This window comes from Bacteroides pyogenes (genome assembly GCF_014196225.1).
GTDB lineage: Bacteria > Bacteroidota > Bacteroidia > Bacteroidales > Bacteroidaceae > Bacteroides > Bacteroides pyogenes_A.
Map to the genome: position 1 here is coordinate 48,304 of NZ_JACIDI010000017.1, position 24,974 is coordinate 73,277.

At 45.9% G+C, this 24,974-nt stretch carries 21 protein-coding genes, 1 tRNA gene and 1 other RNA gene; 11 read left to right on the forward strand and 12 right to left on the reverse strand.

Features of this window, described 5'->3' with window-relative positions; genetic code table 11:
* The first annotated feature begins 2 nt into the window (after positions 1–2).
* On the forward strand, positions 3–1,328 hold the full coding sequence (locus GGR07_RS11000) for a PhoH family protein (RefSeq protein WP_021644968.1): 1,326 nt from the start codon (positions 3–5) through the stop codon (positions 1,326–1,328).
* 146 nt (positions 1,329–1,474) lie between these two features.
* Here GGR07_RS11000 and GGR07_RS11005 read toward each other — a convergent pair whose 3' ends face one another.
* The 3 genes from GGR07_RS11005 to GGR07_RS11015 all read right to left on the reverse strand — a co-directional run bounded on the left by GGR07_RS11005 (position 1,475) and on the right by GGR07_RS11015 (position 3,699).
* On the reverse strand, positions 1,475–2,452 hold the full coding sequence (locus tag GGR07_RS11005; RefSeq protein ID WP_021644969.1) for a dihydroorotate dehydrogenase-like protein: 978 nt from the start codon (positions 2,450–2,452) through the stop codon (positions 1,475–1,477).
* An 89-nt stretch (positions 2,453–2,541) separates the two neighbouring features.
* On the reverse strand, positions 2,542–3,213 hold the full coding sequence (locus tag GGR07_RS11010) for a YggS family pyridoxal phosphate-dependent enzyme (RefSeq protein ID WP_021644970.1): 672 nt from the start codon (positions 3,211–3,213) through the stop codon (positions 2,542–2,544).
* A gap of 6 nt (positions 3,214–3,219) precedes the next feature.
* Positions 3,220–3,699, reverse strand: a complete 480-nt coding sequence (locus GGR07_RS11015; protein ID WP_034543715.1) for a DUF4494 domain-containing protein — start codon at positions 3,697–3,699, stop codon at positions 3,220–3,222.
* Between the two features lie 205 nt (positions 3,700–3,904).
* Between GGR07_RS11015 and tpx the strand changes: the two genes are divergently transcribed.
* Positions 3,905–4,405: a thiol peroxidase gene (gene tpx / locus GGR07_RS11020; RefSeq protein WP_021644973.1), complete on the forward strand. Its 501-nt coding sequence runs from the start codon at positions 3,905–3,907 to the stop codon at positions 4,403–4,405.
* A gap of 88 nt (positions 4,406–4,493) precedes the next feature.
* Here the strand turns inward: tpx and GGR07_RS11025 are convergent, their stop codons facing one another.
* Genes GGR07_RS11025 through GGR07_RS11035 form a run of 3 tightly spaced genes read right to left on the reverse strand, consistent with a single transcriptional unit; the run spans position 4,494 to position 8,346 of the window.
* Entirely contained in the window at positions 4,494–5,129 is a 636-nt protein-coding gene (locus tag GGR07_RS11025) for a DedA family protein (protein ID WP_021644974.1), read from the reverse strand.
* Positions 5,130–5,165: 36 nt separating this feature from the next.
* Complete coding sequence (locus tag GGR07_RS11030; RefSeq protein WP_021644975.1) at positions 5,166–6,599, reverse strand: tetratricopeptide repeat protein; 1,434 nt, start codon at positions 6,597–6,599, stop codon at positions 5,166–5,168.
* A gap of 7 nt (positions 6,600–6,606) precedes the next feature.
* On the reverse strand, positions 6,607–8,346 hold the full coding sequence (locus tag GGR07_RS11035) for a glutamine--tRNA ligase/YqeY domain fusion protein (RefSeq protein ID WP_021644976.1): 1,740 nt from the start codon (positions 8,344–8,346) through the stop codon (positions 6,607–6,609).
* Positions 8,347–9,025: 679 nt separating this feature from the next.
* Between GGR07_RS11035 and GGR07_RS11040 the strand changes: the two genes are divergently transcribed.
* Complete coding sequence (locus tag GGR07_RS11040) at positions 9,026–9,628, forward strand: riboflavin synthase (protein WP_034543708.1); 603 nt, start codon at positions 9,026–9,028, stop codon at positions 9,626–9,628.
* 19 nt (positions 9,629–9,647) lie between these two features.
* Positions 9,648–10,196: a nitroreductase family protein gene (locus GGR07_RS11045; protein WP_034543716.1), complete on the forward strand. Its 549-nt coding sequence runs from the start codon at positions 9,648–9,650 to the stop codon at positions 10,194–10,196.
* A 118-nt stretch (positions 10,197–10,314) separates the two neighbouring features.
* Here GGR07_RS11045 and GGR07_RS11050 read toward each other — a convergent pair whose 3' ends face one another.
* Both GGR07_RS11050 and rnpB read right to left on the reverse strand, forming a co-directional pair.
* A complete protein-coding gene (locus GGR07_RS11050) occupies positions 10,315–11,640 on the reverse strand; it encodes a YihY/virulence factor BrkB family protein (protein WP_034543709.1) in 1,326 nt (441 codons plus the stop codon).
* Positions 11,641–11,712: 72 nt separating this feature from the next.
* An RNA gene (rnpB, locus tag GGR07_RS11055) (RNase P RNA component class A) lies at positions 11,713–12,081 on the reverse strand.
* A 250-nt stretch (positions 12,082–12,331) separates the two neighbouring features.
* On the opposite strand from rnpB, the gene GGR07_RS11060 reads away from it, so the two are divergent.
* From GGR07_RS11060 to GGR07_RS11085, 6 genes are all read left to right on the forward strand, one after another.
* Entirely contained in the window at positions 12,332–13,297 is a 966-nt protein-coding gene (locus GGR07_RS11060) for an NlpC/P60 family protein (RefSeq protein ID WP_122056643.1), read from the forward strand.
* Positions 13,287–14,438, forward strand: a complete 1,152-nt coding sequence (locus tag GGR07_RS11065; RefSeq protein ID WP_021644982.1) for a dipeptide epimerase — start codon at positions 13,287–13,289, stop codon at positions 14,436–14,438. Before GGR07_RS11060 ends, GGR07_RS11065 begins: the two co-directional genes overlap by 11 nt.
* A 220-nt stretch (positions 14,439–14,658) precedes the next feature.
* Entirely contained in the window at positions 14,659–16,167 is a 1,509-nt protein-coding gene (locus tag GGR07_RS11070; RefSeq protein ID WP_021644983.1) for a Do family serine endopeptidase, read from the forward strand.
* Positions 16,168–16,345: 178 nt separating this feature from the next.
* Positions 16,346–17,206, forward strand: coding sequence for a sigma-70 family RNA polymerase sigma factor (locus tag GGR07_RS11075; protein WP_027324973.1), 861 nt, complete (start codon positions 16,346–16,348; stop codon positions 17,204–17,206).
* A 406-nt stretch (positions 17,207–17,612) separates the two neighbouring features.
* Positions 17,613–18,053 carry a hypothetical protein gene (locus tag GGR07_RS11080; protein ID WP_147298166.1) on the forward strand — a complete coding sequence of 147 codons (441 nt, stop codon included), beginning with the start codon at positions 17,613–17,615 and terminating at the stop codon, positions 18,051–18,053.
* 1,353 nt (positions 18,054–19,406) lie between these two features.
* Positions 19,407–19,808 (forward strand): hypothetical protein, encoded by a 402-nt coding sequence (locus tag GGR07_RS11085; RefSeq protein ID WP_021644991.1) that lies wholly within the window; start codon positions 19,407–19,409, stop codon positions 19,806–19,808.
* Positions 19,809–19,908: 100 nt separating this feature from the next.
* Here the strand turns inward: GGR07_RS11085 and pflA are convergent, their stop codons facing one another.
* Together pflA and pflB are read right to left on the reverse strand one after the other, a co-directional pair.
* On the reverse strand, positions 19,909–20,640 hold the full coding sequence (pflA, locus tag GGR07_RS11090) for a pyruvate formate-lyase-activating protein (protein WP_034543717.1): 732 nt from the start codon (positions 20,638–20,640) through the stop codon (positions 19,909–19,911).
* 24 nt (positions 20,641–20,664) lie between these two features.
* Positions 20,665–22,893: a formate C-acetyltransferase gene (gene pflB / locus GGR07_RS11095; RefSeq protein WP_122056642.1), complete on the reverse strand. Its 2,229-nt coding sequence runs from the start codon at positions 22,891–22,893 to the stop codon at positions 20,665–20,667.
* A 243-nt stretch (positions 22,894–23,136) separates the two neighbouring features.
* On the opposite strand from pflB, the gene GGR07_RS11100 reads away from it, so the two are divergent.
* Positions 23,137–23,221, forward strand: a tRNA-Ser gene (locus GGR07_RS11100).
* Positions 23,222–23,313: 92 nt separating this feature from the next.
* On the opposite strand, the gene GGR07_RS11105 is transcribed toward GGR07_RS11100, so the two are convergent.
* Both GGR07_RS11105 and GGR07_RS11110 read right to left on the reverse strand, forming a co-directional pair.
* On the reverse strand, positions 23,314–23,991 hold the full coding sequence (locus tag GGR07_RS11105) for a hypothetical protein (protein ID WP_021644995.1): 678 nt from the start codon (positions 23,989–23,991) through the stop codon (positions 23,314–23,316).
* Positions 23,992–24,030: 39 nt separating this feature from the next.
* Positions 24,031–24,974: AlbA family DNA-binding domain-containing protein (locus GGR07_RS11110; protein ID WP_221213962.1), on the reverse strand; the 944-nt coding region annotated here is incomplete at its 5' end.

Here is a 24,974-nt window from a genome sequence, read left to right on the forward strand (position 1 = left end):
TCATGGGAACCAAGAAAAATTTTGTGCTCGACACGAATGTAATCCTTCATGACGCTAATTGTTTGAAGAACTTTCAGGAAAATGATATTTATCTGCCTATTGTCGTACTGGAAGAGTTGGACATGTTCAAGAAGGGGAATGAACAAATAAATTATAATGCCCGTGAATTTGTACGCGAAATAGATTTGCTCACCGGAGACGAACTTTTCACTAAAGGGGTAAGTCTGGGGCAAGGATTAGGCAATTTGTTTATTATCACAGGTGCTCCGGAAGCTCCGAATGTAGAGGAGTCGTTTCCGGCGAGGAAACCCGACCATTTGATTCTTGCCACAGCCGAATATCTTATGGCGAAGTATCCGAAAATGAAAACGATCTTGATAACCAAAGACGTGAATCTGCGTGTGAAAGCTCGTTCTATCGGTATTGTCAGCGAAGATTACATTACCGATAAGGTGATAAATGTAGACATCTTCGAAAAGTCGAATGAAATATTCGATAGTGTAGACCCGGCACTGATAGATCGCATTTATTCCACCAAAGAGGGTATCGATATAAGTGAGTTCGATTTCAAAGAGTTGATTCATCCCAACGAATGCTTCGTCTTGAAGAGCGACCGCAACAGCGTGTTGGCGCGTTATAATCCCTTTACCCGTACCATCGGGAGGGTGACGAAAGGAAGAAATTATGGGATAGAGCCTCGTAATGCCGAGCAGAGTTTTGCTTTCGAGTTGCTCAACGATCCGGATGTGAAGCTGGTGGCATTGACAGGAAAAGCGGGGACGGGGAAAACGTTGCTGGCGTTGGCGGCGGCTCTCCACAACGTGAACGACTATAAGCAAGTGTTGCTGGCACGCCCGATTGTCGCTCTTTCCAACAAAGACATCGGGTTCCTTCCCGGAGACGCTCAAGAGAAGGTAGCTCCCTACATGCAGCCGTTGTTCGATAATCTGAATGTCATCAAACGCCAGTTTGCTTCTAATTCGCCCGAAGCGAAACGCTTGGAAGACATGCAGAAGAACGAGCAACTGGTGATCGAGGCTTTGGCTTTTATTCGCGGGCGCAGCCTGAGCGAGACTTACTGTATCGTGGACGAAGCGCAGAATTTGACTCCGAATGAGATAAAAACCATCATAACACGTGCCGGCGAAGGAACCAAGATGGTATTCACCGGTGATATCCAGCAGATCGACCAACCCTATCTGGACAGCCAGTCGAACGGACTGGTGTACATGATCGACCGGATGAAAGACCAGCATATTTTTGCTCACGTGAATCTGGTAAAAGGAGAACGCAGTGAATTGAGCGAATTGGCAAGCAATCTTCTGTAATTCCGCATCTTGTTTGCCGGAACCACAGATAGCGGGCATTTATATTTGAAGCCGAATGATGTGTGAGACGAACCGGAAAGGTTCTGTAACATACATCATTCGGCTTCAAAGCCCGCCGTCTTTTTTTCAAAGCCGCAGCAGAGCGATTATTCTTTCTTTCCGAAGTATCTCAGGAATTGTGTACGCTCGAACATATTGATGCCCTGAATATCCGCGGCATTCAGCTTTCCTTTGAATTGCCCGATGCTGCTGAACCCTTTGCTCTCCATCCATGAGCCGAGGAAAGCGGTGGCCTCTCCGATAAAAGCGTTCGTCTTCAGGTAGACGGCGCTGCAAACTTCCACGGCAGATGCTCCTGCAAGGATGGCTTTCACAACGGCTTCGGGAGTGGACACGCCTCCGGAGGCGGCATAGTCTATTTGGTCTACCGACGCAGAGGCTATCCCTATCCAGCGAAGCGGAGTGGAGAGGTCGGAAGGGTTGCTGAACACTTCGCCCGAGACGTGCTCCATTTTCTCGATATCGATGTCGGGCCGGTAAAAGCGGTTGAACAACACTACCGCAGCCGCCCCGTTCGCATACAGTTGGTCGATCAATGCCACGGGATTGGTGAGGTTGTCGCCCAGCTTCATGATTACGGGTATACCGACCGTTTTCCTGATGTGCCGCAAGATGTCGATGTGACGTTGTTCGAATGAACCGTAAGTGTACTGTACATCTGATTGAAGGGCCAGAATATTAATCTCCAGTGCGTCGGCTCCGGCTTCTTCTATCTGTTTGGCGAAGTCGATCCACTCCGAGTCTGTATAGCAGTTGATGCTCGCAATGATAGGAATGTTGCAGACCTTCTTGCTTTCTTTGATTAAAGTAAGATATTCCGACAGCTTATGTTCGCGGATATACTCCTCCAGGTAATCGCTGCCTTCGGGGTAGTAAACGGGATCTTTCAACTGTTCGGCTTCCATCGTGATCTGCTCTTCGAACAATGATTTCAATACAATCGCTCCGGCTCCGGCGTCTGCCAGCCTTTTATTCTTGCCGGCGTTGTTGGTCAGTCCCGAGCTGCTGATGATAATAGGGTTTCTAAGCGAAAGCCCTGCAAAAGTCGTTTTTAAATCGGTCATGGTAAATAATGCTTTATTAGCTGATTGCCCCGTATGCGGATGCTTCTGCGGAACATGATGATGGCAAGACACATGGGCAAACAGGTTGATTACTTGTATTCTCTTTCTCCGAAGATATTGCTTCCCACTCGTATCAATGTGCTTCCTGCGGCTATGGCTTCGTGGTAGTCGTGAGACATGCCCATCGATAGCTCGCGGAAATCTGTCGAGCCGGCAAACCAGGCCGCCTTTATTTCCTGAAAAAGACTATTTAGAAAACAAAATTCGGCTTTTATTTGTTCGACGTCGTCGGTATTGCTTGCCATTCCCATCAGGCCGCAGATGCGCACGTGCGACAACTCTTTCCATTGAGCCCGGTTCAGCATGTTTCTGCATTCCTCCGGAGTGAAACCGAACTTGGTATCTTCCCGCGCAATATGGATTTGCAACAGGCAGTTGACTTTGCGCCCCGCTTTGGCGGCTTGCTTGTTTACTTCTTCCAACAGCCTGTAAGAGTCTATTCCGTGAATCATCGCCACATAGGGTATCATGTATTTGATTTTGTTGGTTTGCAGGTGCCCGATGAAGTGCCATTCAATGTCTTTCGGCAGACTTTCGTATTTAGCTGTCATTTCTTGCGCTTTGCTTTCTCCAAAAATACGCTGTCCCGCTGCGTAGGCTTCCTCTATCGCTTCGTTGGGATGGAACTTTGAAACGGCAACCAGTCGGACTCCTTGCGGAAGTCCGGCTGTCACTTGCTTTAAGTTGTCGGCAATACTCATGGCCGGTTATGCTTTATTCGGATCGAACTCCGGTTTGTCATTCGGCTCTGCGCTGTAAGGATACACGTCCATGATGGGAGTTTCCGCCACCGCACCGATTTGATAGTCGGCCATAGTGCCTTTCATGCCTTCGTCGAGCTTTTTCACCGCGTCGCGCAAGTCTGCCGCCTGCACCAAGACCTGCGTGGAAGTCTTTTTCTCCGCTCCGCTCTTTTCATCGAGTGTGATAAAGATGAGCTTGCATTTGAACCATCGGTCTGCACTCTCTTCATCGCTGGCGAAGAGTTCGCTGTAGTTGGCGCGTTTTATGTCCGAAACGGTAAATTCGCCGGTAATAAACGGTGTTATTTCTTCAATGATGCGTGCCTCCGCCTCTGTAAAGCTGAGCGCATCCACCAGATAGGGTTCCGTTACTTTCTTCTGCATTCCGTTTTCCATCACCTTTTCATAACGGATTTTGCACTCGAACCAAGTATGCATTGCCATAATTTTTTCTTCTTTATTCGTTTTTTTTGAATGTTGTAATTTGTCTACAAAGATAAACAAAATACCGATGTATGTACCGAAAGCTTTTTCAAAAAACGCTAAATCTTTCTTTTCCTCCGGCCGGCGGGGAGAAGATTTTTCGATGAACATATTCGCCGATTCGGTTGTTTCGTATATAAAGCATTTTTAAAATAATAACTAAATTATGGCAACAACGAATTTTAAAGGACAACCGGTGAAACTGATCGGTGAATTCATACAAGTAGGTAAGATAGCTCCGAATTTCGAATTGGTAAAGACAGACCTTTCTTCTTTCTCATTGAAAGAACTGAGTGGCAAGAATGTGGTTTTGAATATTTTCCCCAGTCTGGATACCGGGGTTTGCGCCGCGTCTGTGCGTAGATTCAACAAAGAGGCGGCAGGATTGAAAGACACGGTGGTACTGGCTATTTCGAAAGACCTGCCTTTTGCGGCAGCCCGCTTCTGCTCGGCAGAAGGCATTGATAATGTTATTTCTTTGTCCGATTTTCGTTTCTCTGATTTTGACGAATGCTACGGGGTACGCATGGCAGACGGTCCGCTGGCAGGGTTGCTGGCTCGTGCCATTGTGGTAATCGGCAAAGACGGGAAGGTGGCTTATACGGAATTGGTGCCTGAAATCACTCAGGAGCCGGATTACGATAAAGCCTTGGCAGCCCTTAAGTAAGGTGACGAAGGATAAACAAAAAGCGGAAATGCACGATAGTCTTTTCTATCTGCATTTCCGCTTTTTATATTTCGCCATCATACTCGGCTTATGCGGGCTTTTTCATGCCTTTATATACCAGAAAAGACACAATCAGTATGCCTGCCCCGATAAAGAGATAACCTATTTCGTGGCTGTATTCGGTTACTTTCGTCAACAATTCTTCTTCGCTTTTGACAACGGCCGACAGGCTGTATCCGATGGCTGCGAGAATGCAGTTCCAGATTCCCGCTCCTAAGGTGGTATAGAGCAAAAAAGTGGAAAGTTTCATTTTGGCCAGTCCCGCCGGAATGGAAATCAATTGGCGTACGGCAGGAATCAGACGCCCGATGAAAGTGGACAGAGCGCCGTGCCTGTCGAAATAGTTTTCGGCACGTTGAACTTTGGCTTCATCTATGAGGCATATGTGTCCGATCCTGCTGTTGGCGAACTTATAGACAATGGGGCGTCCCAGCCATTTGGCCAGATAATAATTGATTACTGCTCCGATATCGGCTCCCAACGTTGCGAACACAACCACCAGAAACACATTAAGTTCGTCGTTTACGGCAGCTTTATATGCTGCGGGCGGAACCACAACCTCCGAAGGGAAGGGGATAAACGAACTCTCTATTGCCATCAGCAGGCTGATTGTCCAATAATTAAGATGCTCCAGACACCATTGGATAAAGGCTACCGATTCCATATGTAATATCTATTTCTGATTTGGGTTGTTATTTGATTATTTTTTGTTTTCTTTTATTCGCTCCAAGATTTTATGGAGCTTTTCTTTTTCTCCTTCTGTGCGGTCGATCAGGGTCAGCAGATCTTTGATGCCGGCCTCATCGATGGGATTGGCAGTTTCGGCGTTGTATTTTAGAAAATCGCCGATTTCGTTGTTTATTAGACAGATTGCGCTTAACCTTTCGGCAACATCCACATAACGGGGGAATATCCGGAATGCTTCTTTATAATACGTTTTAGCCTCCTGAAGCATGCCGGAATCAGTATAGGCCAGACCGATGAGGTATTGGATTTCAAAGCCTGAATCATATTTCAGCGCGAACTTGAATGACTCGGAAGCTTTTTCCGGCAATCCGTCTTTGAGATATAATTTCCCTTCTGTCAGATATATGTCCGCTTTGTCCGGAAAAATATATTTGGCTTTTTCACACAATTCGTACGCCTCTTTATTGTTGCCGAGTTCGAAAGTGACTTTCGCTTTATAAGTATAAATATCCGCCAAAAATGGAGAGTGGTTGTCTTTTTCTTCTTCGAACAAATCGATTATTTTCTGGAAGTAGGAGTTGGATTTTTCCCAGCTTTCTTCGTTCATATAAGCGAGTCCGATGAACATGTAGCCCAACTTCGGAGCTATGGAGTTGTATTCCATGGCTTTTTTATAATTGGGAATGGCCATTTTCGAATTATTCATGTAGAAAAAAGCGTGTCCCCGGTATAAATAGGCCTCCCCGTATTTTTCGTTAATGGCCAATGCGAAATCGCAAGCCTCGATGGCCTTTCCGCAATCGCCTTTCGAAAAGCAGCATTTTGCCATTTCCACCCAATAAAACGCGTTGTACGGGTCTATATCCAATAGCCGGTTATACTGACTGACGGCCTCTTCGAATTGCTCGGTTGTTGCTAAAAAGTTAGCTTTCATCGCTATGAATTCTTCTTTCTCTCCATATTCGGCTTCTCCCTTGTCGAGCCATTCCCAAGCTGTTTCCGAATATTCCAGATCTGAAAAAAGATAAATAATATCGTTCAATGTATCGATATTTATTTCCGACAGGTCTATGCTACTCAACAAATCGTTGGCTGCCTCCGGTTTTTCTTCGTTCAAAAGCAGCTCAGCTTTCAGCAGTTTTACTTTCGGGTCGTAATCTTCTTTGATCGAGTCTGCTACTTCTTGCGCCAACTCGTTCTGTTGCAAATCCAGATAAAGATATGCCTGCTCTATCAGCAGGCTTGTGTTGCCCGGATGTAAGTAAAGGCCGTATGTGATAGCTTCTTGCGCTTTTTCGAAATTTCTTTGAAGCGCATATTGGTCGGCAATGTTCGCTAATTGGTCCGGGTCCAGATACAAATTCCGGTCTTCGGCTTTTGCTGCTTCGTATTGGGCAATTAGTTGCACGATTTCCCTGTCTTTGGGTGACAAATTCTCTTGTTTCATTTTTGCGTTATTTGTTAATTTTACCCCAACTGTCCTTTAATCCTACCGTGCGGTTAAAAATCATTTTCTCCGGAGTAGAGTCTTTATCGATGTTGAAATAGCCGATGCGCTGGAATTGCAGGTAAGAGAGATTGGGCAACGTGGCCGCGAACTTCTCGATATAGCAGTTTGACAGAATCTTCAGTGAGTCGGGATTGATGATTTCTTTCATTGCTTCCGGCGCGTCACAATTTTTCGTCTCACGGATATACGCCAACTCATCTCGGGGGTTCTCCACTTTCCAAAGCCGATCGTACAGACGAACTTCTGCCGTCAGGCTGTGGGCGCAGCTTACCCAATGTAGCGTGCCTTTTACTTTGCGTCCCGCGTCGGGCATGCCGCTGCGCGTGTTCGGATCGTATTCGCAGTAAACCTCAGTGATTAATCCGTTCTCGTCTTTTTTACATCCGGTGCATTTTACAATGTATGCGTTTTTGAGTCGCACTTCCTGTCCCGGAGTCATGCGGAAGTATTTCTTCGGCGCATTTTCCATGAAATCTTCCCATTCTATCCACAACTCACGGCTAAATTCGATAAGGTGGTTTCCGTCTTCCGGACGTTCGGGGTTGTTGATGGCTTCCATTTGCTCTACCTGATTCTCCGGATAGTTGGTGATAATCAGCTTCACCGGGTTTATTACGGCAGACACGCGTATGGCACGGCTGTTCAGATCTTCACGCACAGAGCTTTCCAGCAATGCGATATCATTCAGGGCGTCGTAAGTGGTGTAGCCGATTTTATCGATGAACTTATGGATGGATTCGGGTGAATAACCGCGTCGGCGGAACCCGCAAAGAGTGGGCATGCGCGGATCGTCCCAACCGTTTACCATTCCTTCTTTTACCAAAGCAAGCAGGTTGCGTTTGCTCATCAGCGTATAGCTGAGGTTCAGCTTGTTGAACTCGGTCTGGCGGGGACGGTTGTCGTTCAAGTCTTTTCCGTCTTTCAGCCAGTCGATGAAAAGATCGTAAAGCGGGCGGTGCGCTACAAACTCGAGAGTACACAAAGAGTGGGTCACTCCTTCGAAGAAGTCGCTTTGTCCATGTGCGAAGTCGTACATCGGATACGCTTTCCATGCGGTTCCCGTGCGATGGTGCGGATGTTTCACTACCCGATAGATGATAGGGTCGCGGAAGTGCATGTTCGGATTTGCCATATCTATTTTGGCACGGAGTACCATAGCGCCTTCTTCTATTTCGCCGGTGTTCATTTTCCGGAAGAGCTCCAGACTCTCTTCTGCCGGACGGTTGCGGTACGGGCTCTCTATGCCCGGCTGTGTAGGAGTTCCTTTTTGTTGTGCGATCTGTTCGGAACTCTGCTCATCGATATAGGCTTTGCCTTCCTTGATAAGACGGACGGCAAAATCCCATAATTGTTGAAAATAGTCGGAAGCGTAATATTCGTTTCCCCATTCATAACCTAACCATCGGATATCGTCTTTGATGGCTTCTACGTACTCCACATCTTCTTTAGTCGGATTCGTATCGTCGAAACGAAGGTTGCATATGCCACCATGTTTGGCAGCAATGCCGAAATCAAGGCAGATGGCTTTCGCATGTCCGATATGAAGGTATCCGTTCGGTTCGGGCGGAAAGCGGGTTTGCACTTTTCCGCCGTTCTTTCCTTCCCTCAAATCTTTTTCTACCATTTGCTCAATAAAGTTCAGGCTTTTCTTTTCGCCTGATTCTTCGTTTTTAATCTCTGTCATAACGATAAATGTTAACTGTCTATTGAATTGCAAAAGTAGGGGATTTTTTTAATTTTCCTGAAATATATCCGCTCTTTTTTCTTTCCCTTGCATTTCGTATGCCGAATATCCGAAAGGAGTAACTGTTTTCGTTTAATCGTTCATTCGTCTGCCGGACGTGTTTTATTCGTCTGTCGAACGGGAGACGAATAAAACACGTCCGGCAGACGAATGAGACGCAAATGGCAGACGAATAACTTTGTACTGAAAAACCGGTAAACTATTGCGAAAAGGGAGTTAATATGTTACGCATGCGTTTTTTAAATTTCCGGAAAGAAGGAATCTTATATCTCTTTAATCAAAGATCAGCTCGATTTAGAAAAATGTTATATATTTGCCCCTTGTAACGGTTGAACGATTGCAGCTTTTACATAAAATGACAATAAATTCAAATATATTTCAAAAATATGTTATAAGACATGTTTTAGGATTTGGATAGTATCATTAAAAGCAAGTATCTTTGCACCGTTATCCTGAAAACAATCTTTTTACCTTAAAAAAAACTAATACCTATTGAAAACTGAAAAATGGAGCTTTGTGAAAAGCTCCATTTTTTATTTCCATTCTTTTCTTTCTAACTTTCTTCCGATTTTGTATCTTTGAAGCCTGAAATAATTGATAACTAATAACCATAATTCATATGTTCTCGGGAATTGTAGAAGGATATGCCACACTGGTGGCTCTGGTGAAAGACCAGGAGAATATACATTTCACTTTTAAGTGTTCATTCGTTGATGAGCTGAAGATCGATCAGAGTATTTCACACAACGGCGTCTGCCTGACGGTAGTGAGCTTGACGGACGATTCGTATACGGTTGCCGCCATGAAGGAAACGCTCGAACGTTCCAATCTGGGATTGCTGAGAGTGGGAGACAAGGTAAATGTGGAGCGCAGCATGATGATGAACGGGAGGCTCGACGGACACATCGTGCAAGGGCATGTCGATCAGACGGCTACGTGCATAGACATTAAAGATGCGGAAGGAAGCTGGTATTTCACTTTCCGTTATGCCTTCGACAAAGAAATGGCGCAACGCGGATACATTACCGTGGATAAAGGATCGGTGACGGTAAACGGAGTCAGCCTGACGGTTTGCAATCCGACGGATGATACTTTTCAGGTGGCGATAATTCCTTATACCTACGAACATACCAACTTCCATACATTCACGATAGGCAGTGTGGTGAATATTGAGTTCGATATCATAGGAAAATATATCAGCCGGATGATTCAATACAAGTAAGCGTAAATTCGTGATGATGATGGAATACAAGAGTTTTCTGGAGTTGGCGCTCTCGCGCCAGAGCGACCGGGCGTATGACAAGGAACGCCCGGTAGAAGCCGATAAGTTGGAGCGGATATTGGAAGCTGCCCGCATGGCTCCTTCGGCATGCAACGCGCAGCCATGGAGGTTTGTGGTGATCACCGAACGGGAATTGTCGTTCAAAATCGGCAAGGCTACGGCGGGATTGGGGATGAATAAGTTTGCCAAAGACGCTCCCGTGCATATCTTGATTGTAGAGGAATCGGCCAACATCTCTTCGATGCTGGGCGGAAAGGTGAAAGATAAATATTTTCCGCTCATCGATATCGGGATAGCCGCTGCTTACATTACGCTGGCTGCCGAAAGCGAAGGGCTGGGTTCCTGTATCTTGGGTTGGATGGACGAAAAAGAAGTAAAGCAACTTGCGGGTATCCCCCTTTCCAAGCGTTTGCTGCTGGATGTCGTGATCGGGTATCCGGTAAAGGAGAAGCGCAAGAAGCGCAGGAAGCCTAAAGACAAAGTGATCTCTTACAACAGCTACAAATAGAGTTGATAAGCATTTTATTAGAAGAATCTTATCACCGATGATTCTTCTGGGATATTCGGTAAATGCCTCGAATCTCTATTCCTGATTTATGCTTCGGATGATTATTCCGATCTCAAAATTACAAATCTTTAAACAAAACGTCGCTTGCTTTTTTGTAATACTCTTCTCTGGACTCGATTAAGATTTTCCATTCGGCATTGAATTCTTCGTCCTTGTCTATTTTGAAGTCTTCAGAGCCGTAAGTATCCAAACGTTCAAGAAGTATTGCGACATTCAGTTGATTGATATCCATCGCCGGCTGGTAAGAGATGTCTTCGCTTTTAGGATCGGCGTCGGTCACTACTTCGTATACGAGGTTTATTTTCTGCAACTGATTAAGAGTTTGATTGGTCAGCCGGATAGGAATTTTATATTCATCCGAAATCTGGCAAGCCGTATAAGGCTGTTCGCCTTTTTCAAAGCGTTTCACTATGATCGACATGATCAGGATGGATATGAAGTCGCGATATCTGCGGCTGATGTTCTGTGTCTCTTGGTCGAAACTGAAGTTCCGCACGTTTTGTCCCGCGTAAGTCAGCTCGGCGCCGAAGAGGCAGATTGTCCACGAGATTTGCAGCCACAGCAGGAATAGCGGCAAAGCGGCGAAACTTCCGTAAATAGCGTTGTATTTCGACACCCACAACTGTCCGCTGATATATATGAACTGGAACGTCTGATAAGCGGTTCCCACGACAATTCCGGAGATAAATGCGTGTTTAAACTTGACTTTCGTATTGGGCATGAAAATGTACAGTCCGGTAAACATAAACCAAGTGAGCACAAAGGGTATGAGCCGTATCAGAAACTTCAGGATGGGAGCCAGAAGGATGAAATCGACCATTTGTTTCAGCGCGGTGGTCATAAAGATGGAAATACCTCCCGACAGGACTATGAGTATGGGCATGAGCAGAAACATTGAGAAGTAGTCTGTAATTTTGCGGTAGATCGATCGCTCCTTGTTTACTTCCCAAATGCGGTTGAAGGTAGTTTCTATATTTCCTACCAGATTTACTATGGTCCATAATAAAGTGATTAAGCCTACGCCTATGAATACGCCGGTTTTTGTTTGCGCAAGGTAAGAGTCGACAAAATGCAGGATGGTTTCCGTAGCCTCGTCGTTGCCGCGAAAGCCGATACGGAGCTGTTGTTCGAGCAGTGCCGAAACGCCGAAGCCGCGCGCTACGGCAAACAGGATGGCCAATATGGGAACAATGGCTAAGAGAGTGCTGTAAGTTAACGCCGACGCCTGATCGATAAGGCGATTTTTGTTGAAGCGTACAATACAGAGATAAAGAGCTTTGATAATGTTGTAGAGGGAGAATTTCGTTCTTGTCACTTCGCCTTCCGTAACACGCCAGATGTCATAAGTCAGAAACCTCCAGATGTCGTTTATTTTTTTTTTCATATTATCTCCATGAGTTTTCAAGTTGCGGTGTAAACAATATGTGTAACGAGCTATTGGCAGTTTGGATAAAAGAAAAGCAGTCAGCCTGTAAGCCGGGTTCTGTTCCTCATGTCGATGACACGAGGTGTCTGTCATTTATCTGAGTGGCGTGTTGCCACGACACTTTAGCGGTCTACCCTCCGACATGGAGCGAGCAACTCTCATAACGCCGGTATACATGACCTTACAACTCCTAAGACGCACAGCCCAGTATGTCACCATCTGGCTGGTAGGCTCTTACCCCACCTTCTCACCCTTGCCTCTTCCCGAAAGAAGCGGCGGTTTTTTTCTTCTGCGTTACTCTACCCTCGCGGACAGCTTTCTGTTAGGAAGTAGGACGCTCTGTGTTGCCCGGACTTTCCTCCTGCACGAAACCGTGCACGCGACAGACCGACCGACTGCTTTAGTGTGCAAAAATACGTCATTTATTTGGTTTTAGCCAAAGAATGCGTCATAAATCGAAAAAATTTCTATCTTTGTTTCCGCTAACTCTTATGGTTATGACGAGCAACCGCTCGATATTTGTCGTATAATAAGATGTGTGGCAAATGTATACCAAGCAACCCGATTCCTGCTGAACGATTGAATGAGATAATATATGAATGCTTTTTTAAGAAAAATAAGTTTTACGCTCTGCTGTTTTCTGCCGGTGATGTTCACGGCATTGAAAGCTCAAGACACAAACGCCATGCCGGCGGATTCTGCCTATGGAGTAGTCCGCATATCTGTTTGCAATTTGCGCGCAGAAGGGAAGTTTACTTCGGGCATGACCACGCAGGCTTTATTGGGAATGCCCGTCAGGATATTGCAGTACACCGGTTGGTACGAAATTCAGACCCCTGACGACTATACCGGATGGGTGCACCGTTTGGTGATAACTCCCATGTCTAAAAAAGAGTACGACGACTGGAACCGCTCCGAAAAAATTGTGGTTACCTCTCATCATGGTTTTATATATGAAAAACCGGACGAACGTTCTCAATGCGTCTCGGACGCGGTGGCGGGCAATCGGTTGAAATGGGAAGGAAGCGAAGGAGACTTTTATAAGGTTTCTTATCCGGACGGGCGAAAAGGATACATTGCGAAATCGCTTTCGCAGCCCGAAACGAAGTGGAGGGCAGGGGTGAAGCAAGATGCGGAAAGCATCGTCCGGACTGCTTACACCATGATAGGGATTCCTTATCTGTGGGCGGGTACCTCTACGAAAGGGGTGGATTGCAGCGGCTTTGTCCGCACCGTCTTGTTCATGCACGATATTATTATTCCCAGAGACGCCTTTCAGCAAGCCGCTGTCGGGAGGCGTATCGAGATTCTTCCCGATTTTTCGAATGTGCAGAGGGGAGACTTGGTATTCTTTGGGCGAAGGGCGACGGAGAAGTCCGACGAAAATGTTTCGCATGTCGGCATCTATCTGGGAGGCAAACGATTCATCCATGCTTTGGGGGATGTGCATGTCAACAGCTTCAATCCGGAAGACAGCGATTATGATGAAAGCAATACGGAACGTTTGCTTTTTGCCGTACGTTTCTTGCCATATATCAATAAAGAGAAAGAGATAAATACAACGCTCACCAATTCTTATTATACGGACTTTACCATTGATTCGGATGCAAAATAGAAGAGATTTTTTGAAAACCGCAGCTCTGGCGGTCGCCGGTACCGGAATGATGATCGACGATGCTTTGCGTGCAGCTTCCGTGCCCGCCGGGCTTTTCATCAACCGCACCGGCCTGAAAGGGAAGATGCAACTTTCGTTCTTTCCTTACGAGTTGAAGCTGAAGCATGTGTTTACGGTAGCCGCACATTCGCGCACCACCACCCCTGACGTGCAGGTGGAAATCCGGTACGAAGGCATTACCGGATATGGAGAGGCTTCGCTTCCTCCGTACCTGGGACAAACGGTAGAAACAGTAATGACTTTTCTTAAGAAGGTAAACTTGGAACAGTTTGAAGATCCTTTCCGGCTGGAAGAAATATTGGCGTATGTCGATAGCCTTTCTCCCGGAGACACCGCTGCCAAGGCGGCTATCGATATCGCCCTTCATGATTTGGCGGGAAAGCTGTTGGGAGCTCCTTGGTATAAGATATGGGGGCTGAATAAAGAGAACGCTCCGTCTACCACCTTTACGATCGGTATCGACACGCCTGATGTGGTTCGGGCGAAAACCCAAGAGTGCGCCGGCCTTTTCAATATATTGAAGGTGAAACTGGGCAAGGAGAATGACAAGGAGATGATTGAGACGATCCGTTCCGTCACTTCTCTTCCGTTAGCGGTGGATGTGAACCAAGGTTGGAAAGACCGGCAATTTGCGCTGGATATGATACATTGGTTGAAAGAAAAAGGAGTGGTGATGGTGGAGCAGCCCATGCCGATAGAGCGGATCGATGACACTGCCTGGTTGACCGGGCACAGCCCGCTGCCGGTGTTTGCCGATGAGTCTGTGCAACGTTTGAAAGATGTGGCGGCGTTGCGGGGAGTGTTTACAGGCATCAATATTAAATTGATGAAATGTACGGGCATGCGCGAGGCGTGGAAAATGGTGAACTTGGCGCATGCTTTGGGCATGCGTGCGATGATAGGGTGTATGACCGAAACTTCTTGCGCGGTGTCTGCGGCGGCACAGTTGTCGCCATTGGCGGATTTTGCCGATTTGGATGGAAATTTGTTGATTTCCAACGACCGGTTTAAAGGCATGCAGGTGGTGAAAGGCAAAATCGCATTGAATGATTTGCCGGGAATCGGGGTGGTGCCACTCTGATCCGACGGAATGACCTTCTTAATGTTAAGTCAAATATGGCATACAATGAATGTAAATTTGTCAGCCGCTGCCGTTAATCGCTGTTAACCCTTAAACTGTCTCTGTTAAAAGTGAACAAAAATGTATGACAGGTGAGATAATAGACTGTTTTTTGTTATTATTTTAACGTCGTAAAAGTTAAAACGAATCTTGGTGTTAACATTTAAAAGAATTATAAATTATGAAACAGACAACGAGAAACATTCTGGGTATAGGGGCGATAATCCTTTTGAGTTCGGGAGTTGCGGGGTTGACGACCTATAAGCTGGTGAAAGCTCATGAAGAGTCGAAAGAAATTTCTTTCAATGACTTGTTTAAACAGAATTCAAATGTGAAACTGGCTGCCTTCGATGCCGTAAGCAGTCAGCCTGTCGACCTTACTCAAGCAGCGGAGAACTCTCTTCATGCTGTTGTACATATAAAATCTACGCAAGAGTCGAAAACAAAAACCATTCAGCAGGCACCGGATATTTTTGATTTTTTCTTCGGTGACGGGCGCGGGCAACAGCGTCAGATACAAACTCAGCCCCGTGTAGGGTTCGGTTCGGGCGTAATCATTTCGAAAGACGGATATATAGTAACGAACAACCACGTGGTGGAAGGAGCCGATGAAATCAGTGTGAAGCTGAATGACAACCGTGAATTTAAAGGACGGATAATCGGGTCTGATCCCGGTACCGATTTGGCCTTGGTTAAAGTGGAAGCAGACGATCTTCCGACCATTCCGGTGGGCGACTCGGACGCGTTGAAAGTCGGAGAATGGGTGTTGGCGGTAGGCAATCCGTTCAATCTCACCTCCACCGTCACGGCGGGCATCGTGAGTGCGAAAGCTCGTACATTGGGGGTCTACAATGGCGGAATCGAATCGTTCATCCAGACAGATGCGGCAATCAATCAGGGCAACAGTGGGGGAGCGTTGGTGAATGCCCGGGGCGAACTCGTGGGTATCAACTCTGTGCTTTCGTCTCCTACGGGCGCTTACGCCGGCTATGGTTTTGCCATTCCGACCAGCATTATGACAAAGGTGGTTTCGGACCTGAAGAAATACGGAACCGTGCAACGCGCTTTGTTGGGCATTCGCGGAGGCTCTATCACCGACGAGCAATTCAGCGACGAATTGAAAAAGAAAGCGAAAGAGCTTGGAGTAGTGGAAGGAGTATTGGTGGCTGAGGTTATAGACGGCGGTTCCGCTTCCGGAGCCGATATTAAGGTAGACGATGTGATCATCGGGATCGATAACAAACGTGTGAAAAATATGGCCGACTTGCAAGAATCCCTTGCCAAGCACCGTCCGGGTGATAAAGTTAAAGTGAAGTTGATCCGTAATAAGAAAGAGAAAACAGTCGAAGTGCTGTTGAAGAATGAGCAGGGAACGACTAAAATCGTGAAAGATGCCGGAATGGAGGTTCTCGGCGCAGCCTTCAAGGAACTTTCCGACGATTTGAAGAAGCAGCTGAATCTGGGTTACGGCTTGCAAGTGACCGGAGTGTCTTCGGGTAAGATGGCCGATGCCGGCATTCGCAAAGGATTTATCATCTTAAGAGCCAACGACCAACCGTTGCGCAAGGTCAGCGATTTGGAAGAGGTGCTGAAAGCGGCTGTCAAATCTCCCAATCAAGTGCTGTTCTTGACGGGCGTGTTCCCCTCAGGTAAACGGGGATACTTTGCGGTCGATTTGACACAGGATTAGTCTTTTTAGGTAAGAAGATTGTAAGATAAGCTAATAAAGTAGAAAAAAGACGCCGGCATGCAACTTGTTGGCGTCTTTTTTGTTTTATTATGTGCATGATATAATGAAAAAGTTACTCAAGTATGCCATTGAACAGATTATTTGTAGTAACTTTGCACTCCAAATCTGTTTTTTAAGAATGAGACAACTAAAAATTACCAAAAGTATCACTAACAGAGAGAGTGCTTCTCTTGACAAGTATTTGCAGGAAATCGGTCGCGAGGACCTGATTACTGTGGAAGAAGAAGTGGAGCTCGCTCAACGCATTCGTAAGGGTGACCGTGTAGCATTGGAGAAACTGACACGTGCCAATCTTCGTTTCGTCGTATCTGTAGCCAAACAGTACCAGAACCAGGGTTTGAGTTTGCCCGACTTGATTAATGAAGGCAATTTAGGACTGATCAAGGCTGCCGAAAAGTTTGATGAAACACGTGGGTTCAAGTTTATCAGTTATGCTGTATGGTGGATTCGCCAGTCTATTCTGCAAGCGTTGGCAGAACAGTCGCGTATCGTTCGCCTTCCGTTGAACCAGGTAGGTTCGCTGAATAAAATCAGCAAAGCCTTCTCCAAGTTCGAGCAGGAGAACGAACGGCGCCCGTCTCCCGAAGAGTTGGCAGACGAACTGGAAATTCCGGTTGACAAAATCTCCGATACATTGAAGGTGTCCGGACGCCACATCTCGGTGGACGCCCCCTTTGTGGAAGGAGAGGACAACAGCCTGTTGGATGTGTTGGTGAACGATGATTCGCCTATGGCGGACCGCTCTCTGGTTAATGAGTCTCTTGCGAGGGAAATTGATAGAGCTCTTTCTACGTTAACCGATAGGGAAAAAGAAATCATTCAGATGTTTTTCGGTATCGGACAGCAGGAAATGACATTGGAAGAAATCGGCGATAAGTTTGGCCTCACACGTGAGCGCGTTCGTCAGATTAAGGAAAAAGCAATTAGAAGACTAAGACAAGGTAATCGTAGTAATCTGCTCAAATCTTACTTGGGATAAGTAAGAAATATTAATTTCCGAAAAAATAAAGCCGCATAAAGTGTCGCGATGGAAGGTATTTCCCGGATCGGTGCTTTTGCGGCTTTTTTCATGAGGGTATATCAAAACAAAACTGAGTTCCCGGAAAAGTTGCGGATTGTGATAGACACCGATAAAACAGCCCTATCAAACTTCATTTTGAGGTAATGATAAGGCCATTCTTACAGCCACTGAAGATCGTCAAGTTTCAGATTCGAAGTTTGTTTCCGTCGTATTCGGTTTTGATGCGCCCTCTGTTCACTGCGCAGCTTTAAATATTAGTGGACACTAATATTTCTTTGTAAAATAACAGACGCAGCGTATGGCTAAAAAGCCCGCGGGCTCTGAAAAAAAAGGCGGCGGGCTTTGAGATCAAACACGGCGGGCTTTGAAAAAAAACCGGCGGGCTTTGGAAACAGACACGGCGGGCTTTGTGATGAAACTCCGCAGGCTTCGGGGGCAGGGACTCGGTCGGTCATCACCGAAAGCGTATCTCCCGCCCGGAGCTGTCTCCTGTACGGCTTCGATGTCGCATCCCATCTCTTCAACCGAATTCGTCGCCACCTTAAAATTTACTCCGAAGCATCTTAAGCATTTAGGTGGCCGTTTCACCGAAAGCTTGCTCGCTACCCGGTGCGCGTGTGTGGTTTCACCAAAAGCTTACCCGTCACCCGGAGCTGTGTCCTGTACAGCTTCGATGTTCCATTCCATCTCTTCAACCGAATTCGTCGTCACACCGGATTTATCTCCGAACAGTTTCGACGTTCCGGAGCGTTCTGCAAACGGAGCTTCTCCAAACCCGGACGAACCCCGACGGAGCTTCTTATAAAACGTTTAATCACATTCTAGGAGTAATAATAAATTACCATTATGGGTGGTGCTGTTTCAGGCTGATTGAAGAAGCGTTCCGGAGATTTTTCAGGTTTTTGAAAACGCCAAAACGCCAAAAAGTCACTATGTCCCCTTTTTTTTGATACCTTTCATGGGGATGATGGGTTATATTATTGATTATCAATTTATTTATATGATTTTTCCCTCTTATGTCCACGCTGTTTCTCAGTTCGTCGGTGCAGCTACTTCGTATACCTTTTTTGTGGTAAAAAAGGATGGATGAAGGCTAAAATAATTCCTTCACCTGTCAGGATTATTCAAAGAAATAGCCGGCTTCTCCCAGCCCATGAGAGTGAGTAACCATCGGCGGTGTTCGTAGCAGCAGGCATAGGGTATATCCCATATTCGAAGCTATATCTTATGCTCGAAGCGGCACCTCATGTTCGAAGCTAAATCCCATGTTTGATGCTACATCCCATGTTTGAAGTTGCATCCCATGTCCGGAGCTACACTCATGTCCGGAGTTGTATCTCATGTTTAAAACTACATCTCATGTCTGAAGCTATATCTCATGTTTGAAGTAACCTTAGGTCTTCTTTTTTTTCACGATACATTCGTCGGTCGATTTGGAATATTTTTAAACAATTATCCCGAGAAAATAGAGACTGCATCCCGACCGTATTCTCCTTCTCAATAACCTTCCGAGCCGTTTTCATCGTTTGTAAAACAGTCATATAGGCGTTTTGGCGTTTTGGCGTTTTCAAAAATGTGCTTTTAACGGGCAGTTTGTTCGCCCTTTTAGTAATTAACGTGTTGATACACAGTAGAAATTTTATTTTTAACTCGCTTCCCTACAATCCCGCACCGCTAAATCGGGGCAAAAAAAACGCGTCAAACGGCTTTTTCGGGATAGCGTCTCAGACAGGCTTTGAAAGAGGCTTTGAAGAGGCTGGAACAAGGCCTTTTTTTACCCCTGTATTTTACGAAAATATTTGACTTTTCATCCCCTTCAGGCGATGAGGCGGGGAAGACTGTATATCTGTTTTCGAATCACGAATCAGTTGATGCTTATCTTTAAAAATGGAGTCAGGCGGTAAAGAGTTTCTGCTTCCCGGTATAGGCGTAGTTGATGCTTATCTTTGAAAATGGAGTCAGGGTATAATGCCGACTATGGCTGAATCAGAGAAAGGTTCGCATAGAACGCCTTTTCCGGGATAGCGTCTCCGGCATGCCTTGAAAGAGGCTTGCGGAAATAATATAATAATGTCTATGTCTTGCTTTTGCCTTTTTTCGGTATTTTATTATCTTTGCCAATATTTATTAAGTTTACCAATCTATTCAATACGGCCATATGAAATATTTCAAACTACTGTCGGCGGTTGCGCTCGTTTTTGTGCTGTGCTCCGCATCCTCTTTAAAGAAAGACCGTTTCAAAAGTGTTTATGCTTTCGGGCTTTCGGCTTCGTTTACGGATACGGTGGTGTATTATACCGACATCCAGCTGCTGGATAGCGCGGAAATCAGCAAGCAGGGATTTCTTGTGCATCGCGATGAATACAGCTATCAGTTGAAAACCTATTTGGAACAGTCGGGGTTGCAGCAGAACAGCACCTGCATGATTTACTTCTCCGATAATGAGAAAAAACTCGAGAAAGAAGCGGAGAAACTTCTGAATAAATACAGGAAGAATAAAAACGTTTCCGTAGAACGGATTGAAACCGACAGCTTCCGGTTCGCGATTCCGGAGAGATAAAGCCTCGTGCCGCTCTGTTTCGAAAAAGAGATTCAGGGCAAATCTGTATGCTGCAAATCCATACGTTTCGTATGTGTGAAAAAACGGATGAGGCAATCGGTTAATTCACCACTACCGTAGCTGATGGAAAGCATGTTTCAAAGAGCCTTCCGGCTTTTTCAAGCTGTTCGGGCGTATTTTCCTTAACTTCTTTCAATGGGTAATTTAACCCCATGGCTTCGTATTTGTGCACACCTAATTGGTGGTAGGGGAGTATCTCCACCCGTTGAATCATCCGGTATCCTCCCAACGATTCCCCCATGCGGCGAATGTCTTCCTCGAAGTCGCTGTAGCCGGGCACCAATACGTAGCGTAGCCAAAACGGCCTATTGTTGGCTTCCAGCCATGCCGCCGTGCGGAGTGTCTGCCCGTTGCTTCTCTCTGTCAGCATCCGGTGACGTGCAGGGTCGAACTCTTTGATGTCGAGTAGGACGAGGTCTGTCAGATTCAGCAATTCTTCCACCTCTTCGTTCCATATTCCTCCGTTACTGTCGAGACAAATGTGTATGCCTTTTTCTTTCAGTTCGCGGAATAAAGGCACCAGAGCTTTGGCCTGAAAGGTGGGTTCGCCGCCGGAAAAAGTGATTCCTCCGCGCTTCCCGAAGAAAGGACGCTGGTTTACCGCCATGCGTACAATCTCTTCCGGCGGAGTGGGAGTTCCCCCTTGGGGAGATATTGTATCGGGGTTCGCGCAATACAGGCAGCGGAAGTTGCACCCTTGCAGAAAAACGACGAGCCGTAATCCCGGCCCGTCGAATGTTCCCATACTTTCGTAGGAATGAACGTTTATCATCATATCATTGATAAGGAATACGGTTTACATCTTTTCGTGGAATGAGCGGCTGATAACCTCCAATTGATGTTCGCGGCTCAGCTTCACAAAGTTTACGGCATATCCCGAAACGCGGATGGTCAGTTGGGGATACTTCTCCGGATGCTCCATCGCGTCGTACAGCATGTCGCGGTTCAGTACGTTCACGTTCAAATGATGAGCCCCTTTGGTGAAATAACCGTCCATCATCGTAACCAGATTCTCCACGCGGTCTTCGTCTGTGGCCCCCAATGATTTGGGCACGATGGAGAACGTGTTGCTGATTCCGTCCTGAGCGTCTCGGTAGCGGAGCTTCGACACCGAGCTCAATGAAGCGATGGCGCCGTTCTTGTCGCGCCCGTGCATCGGGTTGGCTCCCGGCGCGAATGCGACACCTTTCGCCCGTCCGTCCGGAGTGGCTCCGGTCTTTTTGCCGTACATCACGTTGGAAGTGATGGTGAGTAGCGAAAGGGTGGGGCGGGCGTTCTTGTAGACAGGCAGCTTTTTCAGCTCTTCGCTGAAGAAATATACCAGATCCACACCCAGATGGTCCACCTTGTCGTTGTCGTTGCCGAAGCAGGGGAATTCTCCTTCGATGTCGAATCCTTCGGTCAGCCCGATGTCGTTGCGACGGGCGGTGACTTTGGCATGCTTGATGGCGGACAACGAGTCGAGCGCGATGGATAATCCGGCTACCCCGTATGCCAGATTGATATGCGGGTCGGTATCGATGAGAGCCATCTGTGCCTTTTCGTAGTAGTACTTATCGTGCATGTAGTGGATGATATTCATCGCCTCGTTGTAGATGCGGGCGATTTCTACCAATACCTTCTTGTAATTGTTCATTACCTCTTCGAACTTCAGCGTGTCGTCGGTAAGTACCGGAATGCCCTCTACCATCACCGTGCCGGTGTTCTCGCAGCGTCCGCCGTTGATGGCGAGCAGGAGAGCTTTTGCGAGGTTGCAGCGTGCTCCGAAGAACTGTATCTGCTTGCCGATTTCCTGATAAGATACGCAGCAAGCGATTCCGTAATCGTCCGATTGGCGTACTTCGCGCATTAAGTCGTCGTTCTCGTACTGGATGGAAGAAGTGTCGATGGAAACCTTCGCGCAGAAGTCTTTGAAACCTTCGGGAAGCTCCGGGCTCCATAATACGGTGAGGTTCGGTTCGGGAGAAGGTCCGAGATTGTATAGCGTCTGCAAGAAACGGAAAGAAGTCTTCGTTACTTTCGTCCGTCCGTCGTTGAAGCGTCCGCCGATAGACTCGGTTACCCAAGTGGGGTCTCCCGCAAAAATATCGTTGTACGACTGCATCCGCAGGTGGCGTACCATCCGCAGTTTGATGACAAACTGGTCGATCAGCTCTTGGGCGAAAGCTTCCGTGATGATTCCTTTGCTTAGTTCGTATTCCAGATAAATGTCGAGGAACGAAGAAACGTTGCCCAGCGACATGGCGGCTCCGTCTTGCTCTTTCACGGCGGCCAGATAAGCCATATATACCCACTGAACCGCCTCTTGTGCGGTATAAGCCGGACGGCTCAGGTCGAGTCCGTAGTATTCGCCCAGCACTTTCATCTCTTTCAGCGCCTTGATCTGCTCCGACACCTCTTCGCGAAGGCGGATGCGGGCATCGGTCATCGGCCCGGTCAGGTTGCGCAAATCCTCTTTCTTGGCTTCGATCAGGCGGTCGGTTCCGTAGAGCGCCATACGGCGGTAGTCGCCGATAATCCGTCCGCGTGCATAATTGTCGGGAAGTCCGGTGAGGAATCCCAGTGAGCGAAAAGAGCGTATCTCCTCGGTATAGACGTCGAACACCCCGTCGTTATGCGTTTTGCGGTAGTGCGTAAAGATGTCTTTCACCCGTTCGTCTACCTCGACACCGTTTTCGTGACAGGCTTTCGCCACTACGTTGATTCCGCCGAAAGGCTTGATGGCGCGTCTTAGCAATTCGTCGGTCTGCAGACCGACGATGAGTTCGTTTTCCTTGTCTATATATCCGGCTTTGTGCGAAGTGATCGTAGATACGGTCGAGCAGTCGAGCGACCGCACCCCGTTGTTCGCTCTTTCTTCTGCCAATGCCTCAAGGCAACGGTTCCATACGGCTTTTGTACGTTCCGTAGGACCTTCGAGGAAAGAAGAGTCTCCGTAATATGGAGTAATGTTGTTACTTACGAAATCCCTGACGTTGATTTCCCTGCTCCAAAGACCATCTTTAAAGATCTTATTTAATTCCATAAATTAATAATGTTAGAAGTTTACTGAATCTGTCTCTTTAGAGCACGCAAAAATAAGATGATTTTTTATATTACCGAGACAAAAACGCAACCTTTTTATGCTGAAAAACATAAAATACCTATTTGTGGGGATAATGATAAAAAAGGGTGTGATTATTTTTGCGGAAAACGTTTGCATATTTAAAAAGGATTCGTACCTTTGCACCGCTTTTGAAAGAAAGCGCTTCCGTACCGGGAAGCTTTTGGAGAGGTGGCAGAGTGGTCGATTGCGGCGGTCTTGAAAACCGTTGTACCGCGAGGTACCCGGGGTTCGAATCCCTGTCTCTCCGCAATATTACTTGTTTATCAGTGGCTTACGAGACTTACACCCAATTTTACACCCAAAAATGTAAAGTTGGGTGTTTCTTTTTAAGTGATAAGATTATAACTTTTCACCAATGATTTGAGACTTTGTATGAGCACTCAAAACGAAATCATTTTCTATTTCTTTTATTCGATCTAGTGAAAATCCCTTCCAATATCGAATGTCTTTTGGGGTTTCGATTAAGTATGGATGAGTTTCTCCATGGTCATAATCAAAATCTACATCAAATTCCCAATCGACTGCATATTCCTTTAACTCTTCTTCTTTTGGCGCAATAAAAATTATGTGTTCGCGAGGAATATCATATAAATTCAATTCTTTCATTGGTATACGCCATTCTCTCAACCATGAATAATCTCCTTTATGAATATCAAGTTCCTGAAATCTCCATCGAATAGATTCATTCAAAAAATAAATTTCTTCTGCCTGCCCATAAATAACAGGTCTTGCTCCTAAATTCTCAATAAGCCAATCTCTTGCTATTCCAATGCCATACTGGGAAAACATTGCTTTATAACCTCTTTCTTTCCAACTGTCAAAATACTCTAAATTAGAAAGGTAGCAAGTAATCGGCGCATCTGTAAAGCATATATATTCATGCTCTTTTGATAATAGAGTGCCACTTGTAAGTATTTCGTGTAAAATAGTTGGAGCATCGTCATCTCTTAAGAAATTAAAAAGATAAGGGGATAAATCATGCCTTATTGTTCGTATATTATCGCTAGGATTACTCATATTTTTGATAATTTCTCTATTGTAATAAGTTAATTTCTCTCAATTTCTTTTTAAGGGATCTACCTCAAGCATAGGATAGTCTATTCTATTATCTCGTCCTAATAATGCGTCTATTTTCTCCCTTCCTTCAACATATCGTTGCTCAGAAGGAATAAATGCAACATCACAGGAACCACCTGGGTAGAATAAAATCATATCTATGATAAGTCCTTCATTGAATTCTTTTTCGTGAGGTTGATCAATTATAAGCTTAAAATGCCCCATTTCTAAAGTTTCACCCCCGAAGATAGGCTCTTGGCCGCTGCAAGAAATTTTCAATCTCTCTGCATCCAATGCCGTATAAGAATATCTTTCTTTTGAGGGAAAGGATATATCGCAATGAACAGATATTTTATTGAAATACACGTTCAACTTGTAAACTTGGCAGACGGAGTGACCTACATTTATGATTTTTGCCATAAATGTATATTCCACCTTTTTGTGATAAGTGTCAATTCTGGTTTTATATATGCCACAACCATCTATCTCTAAAGGAGGATTGCTCTGACGATTCATAACATCACGAATCTCATAATCTTCCATTACTTCTACTGTTGCATTCCTCCTTATATGGTAAAGATGATTTATCTTATTTTGATGTGCCGTTGTACTTTTGGGTACACTCACCACAAAAATATTGCCATCGTCTTTTTGTAGGACATGAATATCTATGCTTGGTATCTTAGGAGATATGTTTGACGAAAGGAGTTGAGTAAGTTGATCCTTTGTCATATCAGTTGAAGCGATAGGAGTCATAAAGTCGGGAATAGAGCAACCGTTAGAAATAGCTTTCTCTGCTATGCCGTAAATTAAGATACCTCCATTTGCATTTACCATGGCACTAATATCTTTGTAAGCCTCCGGTAAAGTACGTATTGCAAAATACAAAAAATTAGTCCCGACTGGGCACGATTCGTTCAGATTCGCCTCCGAGTCGGGACTAA

Coding starts and splice junctions, on each gene's coding strand:
- tpx (WP_021644973.1), top strand. CDS start 3,905: ATGGCAACAACGAATTTTAAAGGACAACCGGTGAAACTGATCGGTGAA.
- GGR07_RS11085 (WP_021644991.1), top strand. CDS start 19,407: ATGAAATATTTCAAACTACTGTCGGCGGTTGCGCTCGTTTTTGTGCTG.
- GGR07_RS11015 (WP_034543715.1), bottom strand. CDS start 3,699: ATGGCAATGCATACTTGGTTCGAGTGCAAAATCCGTTATGAAAAGGTG.
- GGR07_RS11065 (WP_021644982.1), top strand. CDS start 13,287: ATGCAAAATAGAAGAGATTTTTTGAAAACCGCAGCTCTGGCGGTCGCC.
- GGR07_RS11045 (WP_034543716.1), top strand. CDS start 9,648: ATGGAATACAAGAGTTTTCTGGAGTTGGCGCTCTCGCGCCAGAGCGAC.
- GGR07_RS11010 (WP_021644970.1), bottom strand. CDS start 3,213: ATGAGTATTGCCGACAACTTAAAGCAAGTGACAGCCGGACTTCCGCAA.
- pflB (WP_122056642.1), bottom strand. CDS start 22,893: ATGGAATTAAATAAGATCTTTAAAGATGGTCTTTGGAGCAGGGAAATC.
- GGR07_RS11040 (WP_034543708.1), top strand. CDS start 9,026: ATGTTCTCGGGAATTGTAGAAGGATATGCCACACTGGTGGCTCTGGTG.
- GGR07_RS11035 (WP_021644976.1), bottom strand. CDS start 8,346: ATGACAGAGATTAAAAACGAAGAATCAGGCGAAAAGAAAAGCCTGAAC.
- GGR07_RS11070 (WP_021644983.1), top strand. CDS start 14,659: ATGAAACAGACAACGAGAAACATTCTGGGTATAGGGGCGATAATCCTT.
- GGR07_RS11105 (WP_021644995.1), bottom strand. CDS start 23,991: ATGAGTAATCCTAGCGATAATATACGAACAATAAGGCATGATTTATCC.
- GGR07_RS11050 (WP_034543709.1), bottom strand. CDS start 11,640: ATGAAAAAAAAAATAAACGACATCTGGAGGTTTCTGACTTATGACATC.
- GGR07_RS11030 (WP_021644975.1), bottom strand. CDS start 6,599: ATGAAACAAGAGAATTTGTCACCCAAAGACAGGGAAATCGTGCAACTA.
- pflA (WP_034543717.1), bottom strand. CDS start 20,640: ATGATAAACGTTCATTCCTACGAAAGTATGGGAACATTCGACGGGCCG.
- GGR07_RS11025 (WP_021644974.1), bottom strand. CDS start 5,129: ATGGAATCGGTAGCCTTTATCCAATGGTGTCTGGAGCATCTTAATTAT.
- GGR07_RS11075 (WP_027324973.1), top strand. CDS start 16,346: ATGAGACAACTAAAAATTACCAAAAGTATCACTAACAGAGAGAGTGCT.
- GGR07_RS11005 (WP_021644969.1), bottom strand. CDS start 2,452: ATGACCGATTTAAAAACGACTTTTGCAGGGCTTTCGCTTAGAAACCCT.
- GGR07_RS11000 (WP_021644968.1), top strand. CDS start 3: ATGGGAACCAAGAAAAATTTTGTGCTCGACACGAATGTAATCCTTCAT.
- GGR07_RS11060 (WP_122056643.1), top strand. CDS start 12,332: ATGTTCACGGCATTGAAAGCTCAAGACACAAACGCCATGCCGGCGGAT.